We start from the raw sequence: 16,200 nt of genomic DNA on the forward strand, positions 1-16,200 counted from the left end.
GTAGGCGCCCGCGGGCATGCGGGCGCGGCGCTCAGAGCCGGTAGACGCGCCGCGCGTTGTCCGTGGTGATCTTCGCCAGTTCCAGCGGATCCTGGCCGCGCACTTCGGCCAGCGCCCGCACGGTGTACGGCAGGCAATACGGCTCGTTCGGCGCTCCGCGGAACGGATGCGGGGTGAGATACGGCGCGTCCGTCTCGACCAGGATCTGATCGTCGGGCACCACCTTGGCAGCTTCCCGCAATTCGTGCGCGTTCTTGAAGCTCACCGTCCCGGAGAAGCTGAGGATGTAGCCCTCGGCCACGCAGGACAGGGCCATGTTCGTGTCCGAGGAGAAGCAGTGGAAGATCACCCGGTCCGGCGGGCCCTCGTCCAGCAGCACGGTCAGCAGGTCGTGATCGGCCTCGCGGTTGTGGATCATGAGCGGCTTGCGGACCCGCTTGGCCAGGTCGATGTGCCAGCGGAAACCGTCGATCTGCGTCTCGATGTCGGCGCAGCCGTCCAGTTTGCCCGGCCAGTAGTAATCGAGGCCGGTCTCGCCGACGGCGACCACCCGCGGGTCGTCGGCCAAGCGCTCCAGCTCGGCCTTGGCGTCGTCGTCGAGTGCGTTCGCCCTGGTGGGATGCAGCGCGACGGCGGCGTACACGCGATCGTCCCAGTGCGCGGCCCGCACCGCCCACTGCGCGGCGGCCAGGTCGTCGGCGACGGTGACCACGCGGCCGACGCCGACCGAGGCGGCACGGTCGACGATCGCGGCGGTGGACGCCGCGTCGGTCGCTCCGCAGGCGTCCAGGTGGGTGTGCGCGTCCACGATCGGCGCCAGCGGCTCGGGCAGCTCCGGCGCGGGACGTCCTGCGCTCATCGGCGGCCACCGCGCGGCGCGGACGCGGGGACCCGCGCATCGGCGCAGGGCATATTCACGCGAGCGAAAGAATGCACGCGCATTACAGTAGACACACCATGAGCGAAGCTGACCGCCCCGCCTTCTACATCACCACGGCCATCGCCTACCCGAACGGCGCGCCGCACATCGGGCACGCGTACGAGTACATCTCGGCCGACGCCATCGCCCGCTTCAAGCGCCTCGACGGTTACGACGTCTTTTTCATGACCGGCACCGACGAGCACGGCCAGAAGATGCAGCAGGCAGCGGCCGCCGAGGGCCTCCCGGTGGAAGAGCTCGCGGCGCGCAACTCCGACGTGTTCGAGGCGATGGACAAGACGCTCGACATCTCCTTCGACCGGTTCATCCGCACCACCGACGAGGACCACCACGCCGCCAGCGTCGCCATCTGGGAGCGGATGCTGGCCAACGGCGACATCTACCTGGGCAACTACGCGGGCTGGTACTCGGTGCGCGACGAGGCGTTCTACACCGACGAGGAGACCACGGTGCTGGAGGACGGCACCCGCATCTCGACCGAGTCCAAGACGCCGGTCACCTGGACCGAGGAGTCGAACTACTTCTTCCGGCTGTCGGCCTACCAGGACAAGCTGCTGGCGCTCTACGAGGAGCACCCGGAATTCATCGCGCCCGCCACCCGGCGCAACGAGATCGTCAGCTACGTCAAGGCGGGCCTGAAGGACCTGTCCATCTCGCGGACCACCTTCGACTGGGGTGTGCCGGTGCCCGGCCACCCCGACCACGTCATGTACGTGTGGGTGGACGCGCTGACGAACTACATCACCGGCGTCGGATTCCCCGACACCTCCTCCGCCGCCTTCGGCAAGTTCTGGCCCGCCGATGTGCACATCATCGGCAAGGACATCACGCGGTTCCACACGGTGTACTGGCCCGCGTTCCTGATGTCGGCCGGTATCGAGCTGCCCAAACGCGTGTTCGTGCACGGGTTCCTGTACAACAAGGGCGAGAAGATGTCCAAGTCGGTCGGCAACGTGGTCGACCCGCTGGAACTGGTCGAGAACTACGGCTTGGACGCGGTGCGTTTCTTCCTGCTGCGCGAGATCTCCTACGGCCAGGACGGCAGCTACAGCCACGAGGCCATCGTGGGCCGGATCAACAGCGACCTGGCCAACGAGTTCGGCAATCTGGTGCAGCGCAGCACCAAGCTGGTCGCACGGGACTGCGGCGGCGTGGTGCCGACCCCCGGCGAGTTCACCGATGACGACCGCGCGCTGCTGGATCTGGCGGGCGGTCTGCTGGAGCGCTGCCGGGCCGAGTTCGACGCGCAGCAGATGCATCTCGCGCTGGAGGCGATCTGGCTGACCCTGGGCGAGACCAACCGGTACTTCTCCGCGCAGGCGCCGTGGGCGCTGGCGAAGTCCGGTACGCCGGAGGATCTCGCCCGCGAGGCCACCGTGTTGTACGTGACGCTGGAAGTGCTGCGCATCGTCGCGATCCTGGTGCAGCCGGTGCTGCCGGGGTCGGCGAGCCGCATCCTCGACCAACTGGGGCAACAGAGCCGGACGTTCGCCGATATCGCGACCCCGATCGAGCCCGGACTGACGCTGCCCGCGCCGGAACCGGTGTTCCCCAAGTACGTCGAACCGAAGGACTGATCGCCGCGGCCCAGCGTCGCGGCGGGCCGGAACGATAAGGCGCACAACACTTTCGCCCTGTTGCGCGGCACCATGCCCACGGGTGGATCCACCTGCCTTCCCACCGTGGAATGCGTTGTCGGATAATGAAACACCGGTTCGCGGCCTGGCGACACCCCGGACCGTGTGCGATCGGTACGACGACGTTCCGTTCGGGATCGGTTCCGGCACAGAGAGGGCACACATGGGCCAGCAGCACGCGACGGCATCCGTTCACCGGTCCGGTTTCGCCGAGCGGCATCGGGCGGCACGCGAAGCCGTGCTCACGTCGCAACGCGGCAGGCTGGTCGAGGCGATGGTGGGATCCGTGGACAGCAAGGGCTACCCGGCCACCACGCTCACCGACATCGTTGCCAGAGCCAGGGTTTCGCGCACCACCTTCTACGACCACTTCGCCAACAAAGAGGAGTGCTTCGCCGAGGCGGTGCACACCGGGGTCGACATCATGGCGACCCGGATCGCGGACGAACTCGCCCAGTTGCCGCCGGACGCCGACGCCTACGCGAAGATCGAATCCATCGTCGTCACCTTCTGCCGGACCGTCGCCACCGAGCCGGATTTCGCCCGGCTGGTGCTGGTGGAGTCGTTCAAGGTGAACCAGGACGCCGTGGGCTACCGCGACCTGGCCGTCGACCGGTTCGCCCAGCTGTATCGGGTGTTCTACGACCAGGCACGCGCGGCGGACCCGGCGCTGCCGGAACTCTCCGACGGGCTGATCGCCCTGATCCCGGACGCGATCGGCGAACGGACACGGCGGGTGATCGTCTCCGACGGGCCCGCGCGGGTGCCGGATCTGGCGCCGCTGTTCGTCGAGTTCGTCATGACCGCCCTGGGGCTGGCGGTTCCGTCCTGAATACCGCGACCGTGCGGGCTTTTCACCATGCGCGGCAGGTACCCCACCCGTCGTCCGGTGGGGTACCTGCCGCGGGTCTCACTTCCAGCGGCCGAGCAGGGTCTCGATCTCCTTGGTCAGCACGGCCTGCAAGAACGGGCCGAAGGTGATCCGTGCGACGCCCTGATCGGCGAGGGCGGCCTTGTCGGCCTGGTCCGGCGCGACGGTGGCGCTGATCGGCAGCGGCAGTTCACCGGTCAGACGGCGCATGTCGGCCTCGGTTTGGCGGCCCACCGGAAACAGCACGTCCGCGCCCGCCTCGGCGGCCAGCTTCAGGCGCTCGATGGCGCGGTCGACGCGATCGGAAGCCTCGCCGTCCTGACGCAGGAACAGATCGGTGCGCGCGTTGATCACCAGGTGCACACCCGCCGCGTCGGCGGCCGAGCGCAGGCCGTGCACGAGGTCGGCGTGCTCCTGCGCCGCGCGCAGCCGCTTGCCCTCGCTGTGCACCGTGTCCTCGATGTTGAGCCCGATCGCACCCGCTTCCAGCAGCCCGTCGACCAGCCGGGCGGGCTCCTGCCCGTAGCCCGACTCGATGTCCACCGACACCGGAACGTCCACGGCCGCCGTGATCTGCCGTACGCGGGTCATCGACTCGTCGAAGGTCATCTTCTCCCCGTCCTCGCGGCCGATCGAGTCGGCCAGCGGGTGACTGCCGACCGTCAAGGCCGGAAAGCCCGCCGCCACGGCGACTTTCGCGGACCAGGCATCCCACACCGTGGGGAAGACTCCGGGGTCCCCCGGCACGTGCAATCCGAGGAACGTCGTGGCCTTGCTCTCCAGAGAAGTCATACCGATGATCATGCCCGCCGCACCACCTCGGGTCGACTACCCGCGGCGGAGCGAAACCTCACAGGGACGCGGTCGGCCTACGAGGTGCGGCGCGCGGTGAGAACCGCGTCGTAGAGCTCGCGACGGGAAACGGCGTGGACGGCGGCGACCTCCGCGCAGGCATCCTTGAGGCGGGCGCCCGCGGCGGTCAGCGATTCGACGGCGTCGACCAGGTCCGCGGGGTCGGCGGCGGAAGGCTGGGCGCCCGCGAGCACCACCGTGATCTCGCCGCGCGCGCCCTCGACGGCCCACTGCGCGAGTTCGGCCAGAGTGCCGCGCACCACTTCCTCGTAGGTCTTGGTCAGCTCCCGGCAGACGGCGGCGCGACGGTCCGGACCGAGGATCTCGACCGCGTCGGCCAGACAGTCGGCGAGCCGGTGTGGCGCCTCGAAGAAGACGCAGGCACGTGATTCGGCGGCCAGCGTGCGCAACCATTCCCGGCGCTGGCCGGATTTACGCGGCGGGAATCCGTCGAAGCAGAACCGTTCCACCGGCAAGGCCGACAGCGCGAGCGCCGTGGTCACCGCCGAGGGGCCGGGCAGGCAGGTCACCGGCAGGTCGCGCTCGACGCACGCCGCCACCATGCGGTAGCCGGGATCGCTCACCGACGGCATGCCCGCGTCGGTGACCAGCAGCACCGTGCGACCGTCGGCGATCTCGTCGAGCAGCATCGGGATCCGCGCGGTCTCGACGTGGTCGTAGAAACTCACCACCCGGCCGGAGATCTCGACGCCGAGCGCCTTGGCCAGCGACCTGGTGCGCCGGGTGTCCTCGGCGGCCACCACGTCGGCGGTCGCCAGTCCCTCGCGCAGGCGCTGCGAGGCATCCCCGATGTCGCCCATCGGTGTCGCCGCGAGCACCAGCCTGCCCGTCGTCACTGTCGCTGTGCCGCCTCTCCGAGTAGCCGGGCCGTCCGAGTCGGGTGTCGAAGGATTCGCGAGTTACCCGTGTGCTGACGAAATCGGTTCGTAGCGTATTCCGGTCTCGGCGAAACCACCCAACGCGTACGGCCTGAATACTCCGAGAGGCGGCACAGCATACGATCGGGGCGTGACCCAGGTGACCGACCAGCGCGCGACCGCACGGTTCGGAACCGTGCCCTCCTGGTCGAGCCCGGGCCCGCTGCGGCCGCCGTCCGACTTCGGGCCCGACGACCGCCTGCGCGGCTGGCTGGTGACGGCGTTCATCACCGCGATCGCGGCGGTGACCCGCTTCACGATGCTCAACTACCCGACCGACGCCGGCACCCCGGTGTTCGACGAGAAGCACTACGCCCCGCAGGCCTGGCAGATGCTCACCGGCGGCTGGGTGGAGGACAACCCCGGCTACGGGCTGGTGGTGCATCCTCCGGTCGGCAAGCAGTTCATCGCGATCGGCGAGGCGATGTTCGGTTACAACGGCTGGGGCTGGCGCTTCACCGCCGCGCTGGCCGGAACCGTGCTGGTGCTGCTGGTGATCCGGATCGTGCGCCGGATGGCGCGCTCCACCCTGATCGGCGCGATCGCGGGCATCCTGCTGATCGCCGACGGGCTCACCTTCGTGTCCTCGCGCATCGGCATGCTCGACATCTTCATGGGGTTGTTCGTCACCGCAGCCTTCGGCTGCCTGATCGTCGACCGCGACGAGGTCCGCGCCCGGTTCGCCCGCGCGGACGCCGAGGGCCGGATCGGCGTGACGAACTGGGGACCGCGACTCGGGGTGCGCTGGTGGCGCTTCGGCGCGGGCGTGCTGCTCGGCCTGGCCTGTGGAACCAAATGGTCCGGCGTCTATTTCATCGCCGCCTTCGGCCTGCTGAGCGTCTACTACGATCTCGCGGCGCGGCGCGACTACGGGGTGCGCCGTCCCTGGCTCGGCGTCGCCCTGCGCGATATCGGGCCGGCGCTCTACGCGCTGGTACTCGTGCCCCTCGGCGTCTATCTGGCCGGTTACTGGGCCTGGTTCGCGAGCGAGACGGGCGTGTACCGGTACATGCCGGGCAATCCGTCCGCGCCGACCGACCCGATCGGCACCGGCGGATTCTGGTCGCATGTGGTGCCGGGCGCGCTTCGTTCGCTCTGGTACTTCAACGCCAGGTCGCTGGAATTCCACACGGAGCTGACCAATTCGGCGGGCAACCATCACCCGTGGGAATCCAAACCATGGACCTGGCCCATGGGTCTGCGCCCGATGCTGTACTACTACGCCGACAGCGGCGTCAGCGGTTGCGGCCAGACCCAATGCGTGAAGGCCGTGATGCTGATCGGGACGCCCGCCATCTGGTGGGTCGCGGGTCCGGTCCTGGCCTGGATGCTGTGGCGCGCCGTAACCCGTCGCGACTGGCGCTACGGCGCCGTGCTGGTCGGCTACGGCGCCGCGCTGCTGCCCTGGTTCGCCACGCTCGACCGGCAGATGTACTACTTCTACGCCGTCCCGATGGCCCCGTTCCTGGTGATGGGCGTGGCGCTGGCGCTCGGCGACGTGCTCGGCCCTGCCCACCCGAGCACCATTCCGCGCAGCCCCGCCGGGACCTACCTACCCGCCCCGCCGAACGAACGGCGCAGCCTCGGACTGCTCGCGGTCTGTCTCTACCTGGGCCTGGTGATCGCCAACTTCATCTGGCTCTGGCCGATTCTCACCGCCCTCCCGATCACCCCGGGCGACTGGCACGACCATCTCTGGCTGCCCAGCTGGAAGTGAGGGTTACCCCTCCAAGGCCGCCTGCACGTAATGCAGGGCCGTGGCGTCGTCCAATCCCAATCTGCGCACCGTCGCGACGTAGGCGGTGGCCGCGCGGCCCGCGACGTCGCGGGTGGGGTCGCCGGACGACGCGATGAACGAGCCTTGCCTGCCCCGCGTTTCGACCACGCCGTCGGCCTCCAGCTCACGGTAGGCGCGCGCCACCGTGTTGGGGGCGAGGCCGAGTTGGGCGGCCAGGGCGCGGACCGTCGGGATCTTGGTTCCGGCCGTCAGCTCGCCGGAGCGCACCTGGGCGATGACGGCGAGGCGTAGCTGCTCGTAGGGCGGCACAGCGGATTCGTGGGAGACCGTGACGGTGAACATGCCCGCGCTCACAAGTCGTCTCGGGACAGCGGGCAGGACAGGCAGCGGGGTCCACCGCGGCCGGAGCCCAACTCGGAGCCGGGGATGCGCAGCACCTCGATGCCCGCGTCCTCCAGCCTGGCGTTGGTCATCTCGTTGCGCTCGTAGGCGACCACCACGCCGGGAGCGAGGGCAAGGGTGTTGTTGCCGTCGTCCCACTGTTCGCGTTCGGCGGTGACGCCGTCCAGCCCCGTGTCGATCACCCGCAGCTTGCCGATGCCCATGGCCTCGGCGGCCGCGGGCAGGAACGGGTCAGGGCCACTGATCCCGACCCGGCCGCTGCCGGACCGTCCGCCGTAATCGTCCTCCTTGCGAATCGTGAAGGCGCACAGCGACTCCCGCACCGCCGGATACATCACGACGGCGTCCGCGTCGACCATGGTGCATACCGTGTCCAAGTGCATGGTCGCGCGGGTCTGCACGATCGGCACCACGAGCACGGTGTGCGCGAGGTCGTCGTCGAACAAGCTGCGCGCCAACGCTTCCGCACCCGCGGGCGAGGTGCGCTCCCCGACGCCCACCGCGACCACCCCCTCCGACAGCAGCAGCACGTCGCCCCCTTCGATCGGAGCGGTGTGCGATTCGTAGGCGCGGCGCACCCCGAGGAACCGGGGATGGAAGGCGTAGATGAGGTCGGTCAGCGAGGTTTCCCTGCCGCGGGCGGGCAGCGCGAGCGAGGTGATCGCGACACGCGGACCGACCCAGAACGAGGAGTCCCTGGTGAACAGCAGATTGGGCAGCGGATCGATGACGAAGTCGCCGCCGTGGTGCATGCGGCGCACCAACGAGGTGGCATCGGGCCCGAAGGGCAACTCGTCGAAGGTCATTCCCGCCACCAGGATCTCGGCCAGTTCCGTGGCGGGCACACCGCGCAGGAAGGCGGCCAGCTCGTCGGCCAGCGTGTGCCCGAGCCTGCGCGCGTCGACCGCTGCGGCGATGCCCTGGATGCGGGCGGCCCCGCTGACCTCGATGGTTTCGGCGAGCAGGTCCGACAACAACAGCACCTCGGTGCCGCGGCCACGCAGGACCTCGGCGAAGGCGTCGTGCTCCTGCTGCGCGCGCTCCACCCAGGGGATGCCGTCGAACAGCAGCTGATCGTTGTTGCGCGGGGTAAGCCTGCGCAGCTCGTTACCCGGCCGGTGCAGCAGCACCGTACGCAGCGTGCCGACTTCGGACGTCACGGCCAGGCGCGCACCCTCCCGCGCGGATACAGCATCTGCTCCCATGATCAGACCGTAGTGCGCCGAGGCCCGGAGAGCACGGAATTCCCGGCTTCGGATGCCGATCGCCCGCGATCACCGAATCCGGTCCCGGCACCTCCGTACCTCAAGTATTGTTGAGGTGATTGGGAGGAGCGTGCATGTCGACAGCAGCCGATTGGCGGGCGAAGGAGCTGACCCCCGGGCAGCTCTCCGAGCGTAGTGGAGTCGCGGTCTCCGCGTTGCACTTCTACGAACGCGAGGGGCTCATCACGAGTAGACGTACCAGCGGCAATCAGCGCAGATATGCCCGCGAGACCTTGCGCCGCGTAGCGTTCATCCGCATCTCACAGCGCGTCGGCATACCGCTGAGCGAGATCCGGGACGCCCTCGATCAGCTGCCCGAGGGACGCACTCCCACCCGGCGCGACTGGGAGGCCCTTTCCACCGTCTGGCGCGCCGATCTCGACGACCGGATCACTCAGCTGATCCGCCTGCGCGACAGCCTCACCGGCTGCATCGGCTGCGGCTGCCTGTCGCTGGGCAGCTGCCGCCTGGTCAACGAGCACGACCGGCTCGGCGCCGAGGGTCCGGGCGCCCGCGTGCTCGACGTACAGCTCAACTGCCCGTCGAAGCCAGCAGCCTGCTGAAACGCGCACTGGTGCGCCGCATCACGAACTCGTAGGGAAACGCGAATTTGCGCGCCCACCAATATCCGAAGCGGATGTCGAACGAGCTGTAGACCAGGAACCGGTTGCGTTCGATCCCGCGCAAGATCGCCGCGGCCACCCGTTCCGGCGGCACCGCGTGCTCGGCGAAAGCCGCGGTGAGCCGCTTGATCTTCAGGTCCTCCTTGTTCACCCCGGCCAGCTCGACGCTCTGCACCAGCGGCGTGTTCACCGCGCCCGGCGCCACCAAGTGCACCGTGATGCCGTGTTGCGCCAGATCGAAACGCAGCACCTCCGACACGCCGCGAATGCCGTATTTGCCCGCGCTGTAGGCCGCGTGCCATGGCAGCGCGAGCAGCCCCGCCGCCGACGACACGTTGACCAGCGCACCGCCCTTGCCCGCGCGCACCATGGGCGGCACGAAGGTCTCGATGACGTGGATCGGGCCCATCAGGTTGACCTCCACCATGCGCCGCCAGTGCTTGTGCTCCAGGTTCTCCACGGTCCCCCACACCGAGGTGCCCGCGATGTTCATAACGACGTCCAGACTGCCAAGTTCGGCGTGCGCCCGGTCGGCGAAGGCGCGCACCGCGTCGTAGTCGGTGATGTCCAGCGCTTCCGCCAGGGCGACGCGACCGCCCGCGGCGCGGATGTCGGTCACCGTGGCGTCCAGGCCCTCGGCATTGATATCGGTGAGCACCAGCTCGGCGCCGTCCGCGGCGGCGGCCAGCGCGGTGGCCCGGCCGATGCCGCTCGCCGCACCCGTGACCAGAACCTTCGCATCGCGCATCGTCGTTCGCCCACGACCTCTACCCAGCACCGCGCATCCCATCTCGAATCGCCGAATCGGTTCTCCGCAGGGTAGTCCAGTGGGCTGTCGCCGACCGGTACGCCGCTATCGCCCCAGTACCGCGAGCATGCCCGCGACGGCTCGCGGCCAAGTGAACTGCTCGGCGCGGCTGCGGGCGGCGCGGCGGCGACCGGCCTGCGGCATGGCCAGCACGTCGCTGACCGCCGCCGCGAACGCGGAGGGATGGTCGGCGGCCACCGCGCCGCAGTCGGCGGTCACGATGTCGGCCAAGGCGGAGGATCGGCTGGCCACCACGGGTGTGCCCGCGGCGAGCGCTTCCAGCGCCGCGAGACCGAAGGTCTCGTGCGGGCCCGGCGCCAGCGAGACGTCCGCGGTGGCGAGCAGCTTGGCGACCATCGCGCGCTCGGAGATGAAGCCGGTGAAGTGCACGGCGGGCACCCCGCCCGGCAGCGGGGGCAACGCGCGGGCGCGCCGTTGCAGCGCGTCCCGGCGCGGACCGTCCCCGGCGACGACCAACCGCGCCTCGACCCCCGCCTCCCGCAGCGCGCCGATCGCCTCGATGCTGCGATCCACTCGTTTCTCGACCGACAACCGGCCGCAGTGCACCAGCAGCGGATGACCCGGCACGCCGAGGTCGGCGCGCAGCCTGCGATCGCGCCGGTGCGGGCTGAACAGCTCGAGGTCCACCCCGAGCGGGACCAGCTCCACGTTCGCCGCGCCGATGCGCAGGAACTCCTCGCGGGCGAACTCGGTGGTGCACACGACCATGTCGTAGTCGGCGGCGGTGTGCCGGTTGGCCACGTCGGCGCAGCGCCGCGCCAGCGGACCGGGCAGCACCTGACCGAGCAGCCGGTCGAGCCGCTCGTGCGAGATCATCACGCCGGTCACGTCGCGCCGCCGCGCCCAGCGGCCGAAGCCGCGCAGTGTCAGCCGGTCGGACACCTCGAGCACGTCGGGCCGCAATCCGTCCAGGACATCGGCCACCCGGCGTGGATCAGCCGCACGGTAGCCACCGGTCCACGGAATGGCCAACGCGGGCAGCGTGATCCGCGCGACCCCGGTGGGCAGGATCTCCTCCGACCGGCGCGGACCCGGCACGATCAGTACCACGTCGTGTCCGGCGGCGACGTATCCCTCTCCCAGGTGGTGCAGCGCCGTGCGCAGCCCACCCGAACGCGGGCCGTAGAAGTTCGCAAGCTGAACTATGCGCACGCGGCCGATCGTGCAGCGCATCGGGGCACCCGTGCCCAACGGTGCGTGAACGGCCGTGGAAGACCCGGATAACCGGCGGCTGCGGCCGTGATCTCAGTGCGCGGGCAACCCGCGCCCGGCCCGGGGCAGATCCAGATCGAGCGGTATACGGCCCGCGGTGAGGTGCGTTTCGACCTGCTCGGCGGGCATCGGCTTGGCGATCAGGAAGCCCTGCGCGCGGTAGCAGCCGAGACCGACCAGGGTGCGCGCGGCGACTGCCGTCTCGACGCCCTCGCCGACGACACCGAGCCCGAACGAGCCGGCCAGGCCGATGATGGATTTCACGATGGCCAGATCGTCGGTGCTGGCGCCGAGCCGCTGCACGAACCCCCGATCGATCTTCACCGCGTCCACGGGCAGCGCCTTCAGATGCGACAGCGAGCTGTAACCGGTGCCGAAGTCATCGATGGCGATCTGCACACCCATCCGCTTCAGTCCGCGCAGCGTGACCTGGGTCCGGGCCAGGTCCTGCACCACGACGTGCTCGGTGATCTCCAGGCAGACCGAGCTGCCATCGATGCCGAACAGGCGAAGGATGTCCTCGATGCGCTCGACGAAGTCGAGGCTGACCAGCTGCACCGGCGACACGTTGATCCGCATCACCACGTTGCCCGCCAGGCCGCGCCTGCGCCATTCGGCGAATTGCGCGCACGCCGAACGGATCACCCAGCGCCCCAGCTCGCCGGCCAGGTTGGTGGCCTCGGCGACGGTGACGAACGCGGCGGGCGGCAGCAGTCCCCTGGTCGGGTGCAGCCAGCGGACCAGCGCCTCCAATGCCACGATGCGGCCCGTGCGCAGATCCACCTCGGGCTGATAGTGCAGCAGCAGCGAGCCGTCCGACACCGCGCCGCGCAGGTTCAGCTCCACGTCGTCCTGGAGTTCGAATTGCGCGCGCATGGTGTCGGTGAACACCGCGACGCCGTTGCCACCGCCCGATTTCGCCGAAAGCAAGGCGTGGTCGGCGCGGCGCAACACGTCGGCGACGGTGGTCTCACCAGGGAAGCCGAGCGCTACGCCGACGCTCGCGCCCCGGCTGACCGACTCGCCGCCGACGGTGACGCGCCGGGCGATCAACTGCTGGATGCGGTTCGCCTCGTATTCGGCGGCCACCGCGTCCATGGGCTTGGCGGGCACGATGACGAATTCGTCGCCGCCCAGTCGGGCGATCATGTCGTTCGGGTCCAGGTTCTCCCGCAAACGCGTCGACAACGTGCGGATGAAGTTGTCCCCGGCGGTGTGACCGAGGAAATCGTTGAGGGCTTTCAAGCGGTCCAGGTCGAGGAAGAAGGCGGCCACCGGGCCGGGACTGCCGGAGCGTAATCGCTCCTCCATGTGCTCGAGCAGCGCACGCCGATTCGCCAGGCCGGTCAGGTCGTCGTGCAGCGCGATATATCGGAGACGTTCCTCGGCGACCACCCGCGCCTGCAGCTGCGCGAACAGCGCCGCGATGGCTTTCAGCACGTTGAGTTCGCGAGTGCTCCACTCGCGATCGCCGGACTTGACGAAGCCGAGCACGCCGGTCGGCTCGCCCCGCGACAGCAACGGCACGGCGGCCGAGGTCACCCCCACGATGCCGGACCCGCGGCGGACGGTCTCCTGGTAATCGGCGAACTCCGGGGTCGGGCGCGCGACCATGGGCTCGGTCGCGTTCTCCAGCGCACGGAACACGGGATCGGCCCCGTCGAAGTAGATCACGCCGAGCGGGTCGGGATCGGGAATGTCCTGCCGGTGCGGCCATTCCGCGACGAGCACGGTTGCCCGGCATTCGCGGTCGGTGTGCCGCACGTAGCTGAAATCCACGTCGAAGTACTCGACCAGTTGAGCGAGCACGCGTTCGGTGGCGGCGACCATGGTCGTGGCGTCCACACCCATGAGCTCAGAGGCGACCTGGGTCACCAACGAGTCGAGTGTCCGCCGTGGCACATTGTCTCCGATCGCGCTAACTACTGGTGTCCACACCGAGCACCGGACGCCGCCTGCTGCGTACGGTGGCGGCGGAGGCGTAGCTCAGGCGAAGCACCAACGCCATGGTCTCATGCTCAGGCACTTCCAGCAGGTCCAGGAAACGGCCCTGAAGTGACGCTAGTGTATCCGCGAAGTCGGGGGAAATCGCAGCAAGTTCGCCATGGCGTCGGGCGTAGAGGTATACCGGGGAAATGGGTTGCACACCCAATCCGAGGCGCTCGGCCTGCACCCAAACCCGCGCGACCGCCGCTCCGGCCGCAGCGTAGTCGCTCAAACGCGGGTCGATCCCGTCGAATGTCACCGCCAGAATGGCGGAGCTGGAGCGCACCCGGTCACCGGTGTATTTGCCCAGCGCCGAACCGCCCGCCCAGGACCGCAACTGCGCCATGACGTCGGCGCGGGCGGTGATCTCGAATGCCGCCCACTCGTCGTCGGTCAGCTCCAGGCTGCGCGCGTCGATTCCGGTCTCCGGGTCGTCGTCGGAGGCCCAACGGATCTCGGCGAGCATTTCCTCGTATAAGCGCGGCGTGAGATAGCGGATTCGATCGGAATCGCCCAGCAAACGTGCAGCTTCTTCGATGTCCCGCCGATCCACGACCGCGCGCAGGTGCGCCCCGGCCGATTCGGCGACCGCTGTGAGCGTGTCGAGTACGCCGTCGGCAGGCCCGGCCCCGGTGCCGATCCTTCGGTTGGTCTCGCGGCGCAGCACCGCGGGATAGTCGGCGGCCAGTTCGGCAGTGCGGCCGTCTCCCAGTCGCAGGCGGGCGAGGAGACGACCGGACGCCGGCGGGCCCTCGATGAACTCGTGCGGCCCGAGAATCCCGTGCGCGGCGGCGGCGACCCGCGCGTTGTACACGGCCGCGCCGAGCGCGACGGCGCTGCCGCGATAGCCGATGTCCATCGCCGTGCTGTGCTGCGGCGCCAGTTCGATGGAGATCTCCCCTGCCTCGGCGCGCAGCGACCACGGCTGCATGTTTCCCCCGGACGGCGCCCGTTGGGCGCAGGCCAGGACGCTTTCGACGGGGCCGGCGACCGGCTCGGGCGGCGCCTCGGCCCACACCGGCTCGTCGTTCGGCGGAGGGTCGGCCAGCTCGTCGAGATGCCGCTCCACATCGACCCGGACGCGACCGGAAGCCAGCTTCATCCCCAGTCCGATGCGCCGTACCGCGGCGACCACGCTCGCGGCGCCGAGGGTGACGTCACCGGCAAGCTGCGGCCAGCTGGTCACCGTCTCGCCGACTTCGACCAGGCTCGCCCCCAGCCTCGGTGACAGGCCGGCCGCGCCGAGCAGCTTCACCACGAACGGCGCCTTCTCGCGCGAGGTCAGCCCGCGCAGATCCCGCGCGCGAACCTTGCCGAGCAATCCGTGAAACGCCGGACGCCCCGGTTCGAGATCGAAACGCTCGACGTCCAGCAAACCGCGGTCACTGGTTTCCATCAGCACCGGAATGCGATGCCGAGCCGCCGCCTCGCGAATCACCAGTTTCATATCGAGAGAATCGCATTCCTCGACCACTATCGCGAGGCCGTCCAAGAATTCATCCGCCGAATTCTCGTCGACACCGGCCGCGAAGATCTCCACCGGAAGATAGGGATCCAACTCGGCGATACGGCGGGCGGTCACCACCGCTTTGTTGACGCCGACGTCGAACAGCGTTCCCGCCACCCGGTTGAGATTCGACAATTCGATTTCGTCCAGATCGGCCAAGCGCAGCCCGCCGCAAACGCCCTCGAGTGCGAGCAGTTGCGCGATCGCGTTTCCCGCGCTTTGTCCGATTACCCCGATGATGCCTTCGGCCAGACGTTCCTGTTCGGCTCCGGTCAGTTTGTTCCGATTGCGATCCAGCCGAATCGACCGGAAAGTACGCGGCCCCGGCAATCCGACCACCGCGGCGCGCCACGGATAGTAGATCCAGCGATCCGCTTCGGGCCCTTCCGGAAAATTCGGCGCGGCGACCATCTTGTGACGCTCGGCGCGCAACGACACACGCAGGTCACGGAACTCGACATGCGGGTCGTCGCGCAGGCCCGCGAGCGTCCGCGCATCCGCCGGATCGGCCGGGTCGAGGATCAGCGGCCGGTATTCCGCCACTCGGTTCCGGTCATCGCCCATGGCCGCGCCGGCCCTCCGTCGCCCGGCCTGCCCCGCACCGCGTGTCGAACGGACGGGCGGTGGGCAAGCCGAGCGCGTCCTGCTCGGCTCGCGTCGCGGACCGCTGGGATTCCTCGGCGAACGCGCCATAGCTTCGCGTGTCCCACCACAGCGGAACAGTTCGGTAGCGCTCGTCCGGATACGGCACCGCCGGGATGCGCTCGGCCGCGACCGCACCGCACGCCTCGTGCCGGGACACGGTGAAGGAGGCCACCGTCGCGAAGCCGTACCGCGCGCCGAGCAGACGCGCGCCGTGCAGCACGGTGCGCGAGATCGCGGCACCGAGTTCGGACCGGTGGGCCGCGTCGCGGGCGACCCATGCCCCCTTGGCCTCGACCACGCCGTGCGGTATCCGGTCGGCGATCATCCGCCGCAAGTCCTCCGCGCCCGGATGACCGGCCCACTCCACCAGCGCGTGCGCCTGCCGCGCGTCGGTGTACGGCCCTTGTATCCGCGTTCCGGCGACCATGTCGCCGTCGGCGTCGAGCGCGGCGAAGAACAGTGACGTCGACGCACCGTCGGCGACGGCGTCGTATTCGAGCGCCTGTTCGACTCCGAATCGCCGGTAAACGTCGCGCGCCCCGTTCAGATACCGGTGCCAGAGTTCCGGCTGACCACTCGGTTCGGAGACAAAGAACGCACACTCGGATTGCGCGTCGTAATACCGTTGCACTCCCCGTCCACGGGAGTTCCTCGGCACGACTGCAATCAGATCCACAGTCATGGTGTTCCACTCCATCGCCGCGCTGCCCTGCGCGATAGTCCAGCCCGATGCAGCCCCCCACGGCCCCGAGCCG

At 69.4% G+C, this 16,200-nt stretch carries 14 protein-coding genes; 4 read left to right on the forward strand and 10 right to left on the reverse strand.

Annotated elements, in window-relative coordinates:
* Positions 1-31: 31 nt before the first annotated feature.
* The gene (locus ABZ420_RS14695; RefSeq protein ID WP_357122007.1) at positions 32-859 is read right to left on the reverse strand and encodes a TatD family hydrolase; all 828 of its coding nucleotides are present in this window, start codon (positions 857-859) and stop codon (positions 32-34) included.
* A 71-nt stretch (positions 860-930) separates the two neighbouring features.
* Here ABZ420_RS14695 and metG point away from each other — a divergent pair, with 71 nt between their 5' ends.
* Together metG and ABZ420_RS14705 are read left to right on the forward strand one after the other, a co-directional pair.
* Positions 931-2,517: a methionine--tRNA ligase gene (metG, locus tag ABZ420_RS14700; protein ID WP_357122010.1), complete on the forward strand. Its 1,587-nt coding sequence runs from the start codon at positions 931-933 to the stop codon at positions 2,515-2,517.
* Between the two features lie 223 nt (positions 2,518-2,740).
* A complete protein-coding gene (locus tag ABZ420_RS14705; protein WP_357122013.1) occupies positions 2,741-3,409 on the forward strand; it encodes a TetR/AcrR family transcriptional regulator in 669 nt (222 codons plus the stop codon).
* Between the two features lie 78 nt (positions 3,410-3,487).
* Here ABZ420_RS14705 and ABZ420_RS14710 read toward each other — a convergent pair whose 3' ends face one another.
* Both ABZ420_RS14710 and rsmI read right to left on the reverse strand, forming a co-directional pair.
* Positions 3,488-4,240: an isocitrate lyase/phosphoenolpyruvate mutase family protein gene (locus ABZ420_RS14710; RefSeq protein ID WP_357122016.1), complete on the reverse strand. Its 753-nt coding sequence runs from the start codon at positions 4,238-4,240 to the stop codon at positions 3,488-3,490.
* A 77-nt stretch (positions 4,241-4,317) separates the two neighbouring features.
* Complete coding sequence (rsmI, locus tag ABZ420_RS14715; protein WP_357122018.1) at positions 4,318-5,157, reverse strand: 16S rRNA (cytidine(1402)-2'-O)-methyltransferase; 840 nt, start codon at positions 5,155-5,157, stop codon at positions 4,318-4,320.
* Positions 5,158-5,338: 181 nt separating this feature from the next.
* On the opposite strand from rsmI, the gene ABZ420_RS14720 reads away from it, so the two are divergent.
* Entirely contained in the window at positions 5,339-6,955 is a 1,617-nt protein-coding gene (locus ABZ420_RS14720) for a phospholipid carrier-dependent glycosyltransferase (protein ID WP_357122140.1), read from the forward strand.
* Between the two features lie 3 nt (positions 6,956-6,958).
* On the opposite strand, the gene ABZ420_RS14725 is transcribed toward ABZ420_RS14720, so the two are convergent.
* Positions 6,959-7,318 (reverse strand): GntR family transcriptional regulator, encoded by a 360-nt coding sequence (locus tag ABZ420_RS14725; protein WP_062972691.1) that lies wholly within the window; start codon positions 7,316-7,318, stop codon positions 6,959-6,961.
* A gap of 8 nt (positions 7,319-7,326) precedes the next feature.
* Positions 7,327-8,583, reverse strand: coding sequence for an arginine deiminase (gene arcA, locus ABZ420_RS14730; protein WP_040869824.1), 1,257 nt, complete (start codon positions 8,581-8,583; stop codon positions 7,327-7,329).
* A 134-nt stretch (positions 8,584-8,717) separates the two neighbouring features.
* On the opposite strand from arcA, the gene soxR reads away from it, so the two are divergent.
* Positions 8,718-9,206, forward strand: coding sequence for a redox-sensitive transcriptional activator SoxR (soxR, locus tag ABZ420_RS14735; protein WP_357122021.1), 489 nt, complete (start codon positions 8,718-8,720; stop codon positions 9,204-9,206).
* On the opposite strand, the gene ABZ420_RS14740 is transcribed toward soxR, so the two are convergent.
* From ABZ420_RS14740 to ABZ420_RS14760, 5 genes are all read right to left on the reverse strand, one after another.
* Entirely contained in the window at positions 9,175-10,014 is an 840-nt protein-coding gene (locus ABZ420_RS14740) for an SDR family oxidoreductase (protein WP_357122025.1), read from the reverse strand. The two genes, soxR and ABZ420_RS14740, sit on opposite strands and share 32 nt — an antisense overlap.
* A gap of 105 nt (positions 10,015-10,119) precedes the next feature.
* A complete protein-coding gene (locus ABZ420_RS14745) occupies positions 10,120-11,247 on the reverse strand; it encodes a glycosyltransferase (protein ID WP_357122028.1) in 1,128 nt (375 codons plus the stop codon).
* A gap of 93 nt (positions 11,248-11,340) precedes the next feature.
* Positions 11,341-13,158: an EAL domain-containing protein gene (locus ABZ420_RS14750; protein WP_357122143.1), complete on the reverse strand. Its 1,818-nt coding sequence runs from the start codon at positions 13,156-13,158 to the stop codon at positions 11,341-11,343.
* Positions 13,159-13,225: 67 nt separating this feature from the next.
* Positions 13,226-15,364 (reverse strand): Rv1355c family protein, encoded by a 2,139-nt coding sequence (locus ABZ420_RS14755; RefSeq protein WP_357122032.1) that lies wholly within the window; start codon positions 15,362-15,364, stop codon positions 13,226-13,228.
* Positions 15,354-16,127, reverse strand: coding sequence for a hypothetical protein (locus ABZ420_RS14760; RefSeq protein ID WP_357122035.1), 774 nt, complete (start codon positions 16,125-16,127; stop codon positions 15,354-15,356). The genes ABZ420_RS14755 and ABZ420_RS14760 overlap by 11 nt, the downstream gene beginning before the upstream one ends.
* Between the last annotated feature and the right edge of the window lie 73 nt (positions 16,128-16,200).

The organism is Nocardia sp. NPDC005745 (genome assembly GCF_040630775.1).
Taxonomy (GTDB): domain Bacteria; phylum Actinomycetota; class Actinomycetes; order Mycobacteriales; family Mycobacteriaceae; genus Nocardia.

What these genes read in the sequence shown, in the direction of transcription:
- metG (WP_357122010.1), top strand. Translation starts at nt 931, where the DNA reads ATGCACGCGCATTACAGTAGACACACCATGAGCGAAGCTGACCGCCCC.
- ABZ420_RS14755 (WP_357122032.1), bottom strand. Translation starts at nt 15,364, where the DNA reads ATGGGCGATGACCGGAACCGAGTGGCGGAATACCGGCCGCTGATCCTC.
- ABZ420_RS14750 (WP_357122143.1), bottom strand. Translation starts at nt 13,158, where the DNA reads ATGGGTGTGGACGCCACGACCATGGTCGCCGCCACCGAACGCGTGCTC.
- soxR (WP_357122021.1), top strand. Translation starts at nt 8,718, where the DNA reads ATGTCGACAGCAGCCGATTGGCGGGCGAAGGAGCTGACCCCCGGGCAG.
- arcA (WP_040869824.1), bottom strand. Translation starts at nt 8,583, where the DNA reads ATGGGAGCAGATGCTGTATCCGCGCGGGAGGGTGCGCGCCTGGCCGTG.
- ABZ420_RS14695 (WP_357122007.1), bottom strand. Translation starts at nt 859, where the DNA reads ATGAGCGCAGGACGTCCCGCGCCGGAGCTGCCCGAGCCGCTGGCGCCG.
- ABZ420_RS14705 (WP_357122013.1), top strand. Translation starts at nt 2,741, where the DNA reads ATGGGCCAGCAGCACGCGACGGCATCCGTTCACCGGTCCGGTTTCGCC.
- ABZ420_RS14760 (WP_357122035.1), bottom strand. Translation starts at nt 16,127, where the DNA reads ATGACTGTGGATCTGATTGCAGTCGTGCCGAGGAACTCCCGTGGACGG.
- ABZ420_RS14710 (WP_357122016.1), bottom strand. Translation starts at nt 4,240, where the DNA reads ATGACTTCTCTGGAGAGCAAGGCCACGACGTTCCTCGGATTGCACGTG.
- ABZ420_RS14740 (WP_357122025.1), bottom strand. Translation starts at nt 10,014, where the DNA reads ATGCGCGATGCGAAGGTTCTGGTCACGGGTGCGGCGAGCGGCATCGGC.
- ABZ420_RS14725 (WP_062972691.1), bottom strand. Translation starts at nt 7,318, where the DNA reads ATGTTCACCGTCACGGTCTCCCACGAATCCGCTGTGCCGCCCTACGAG.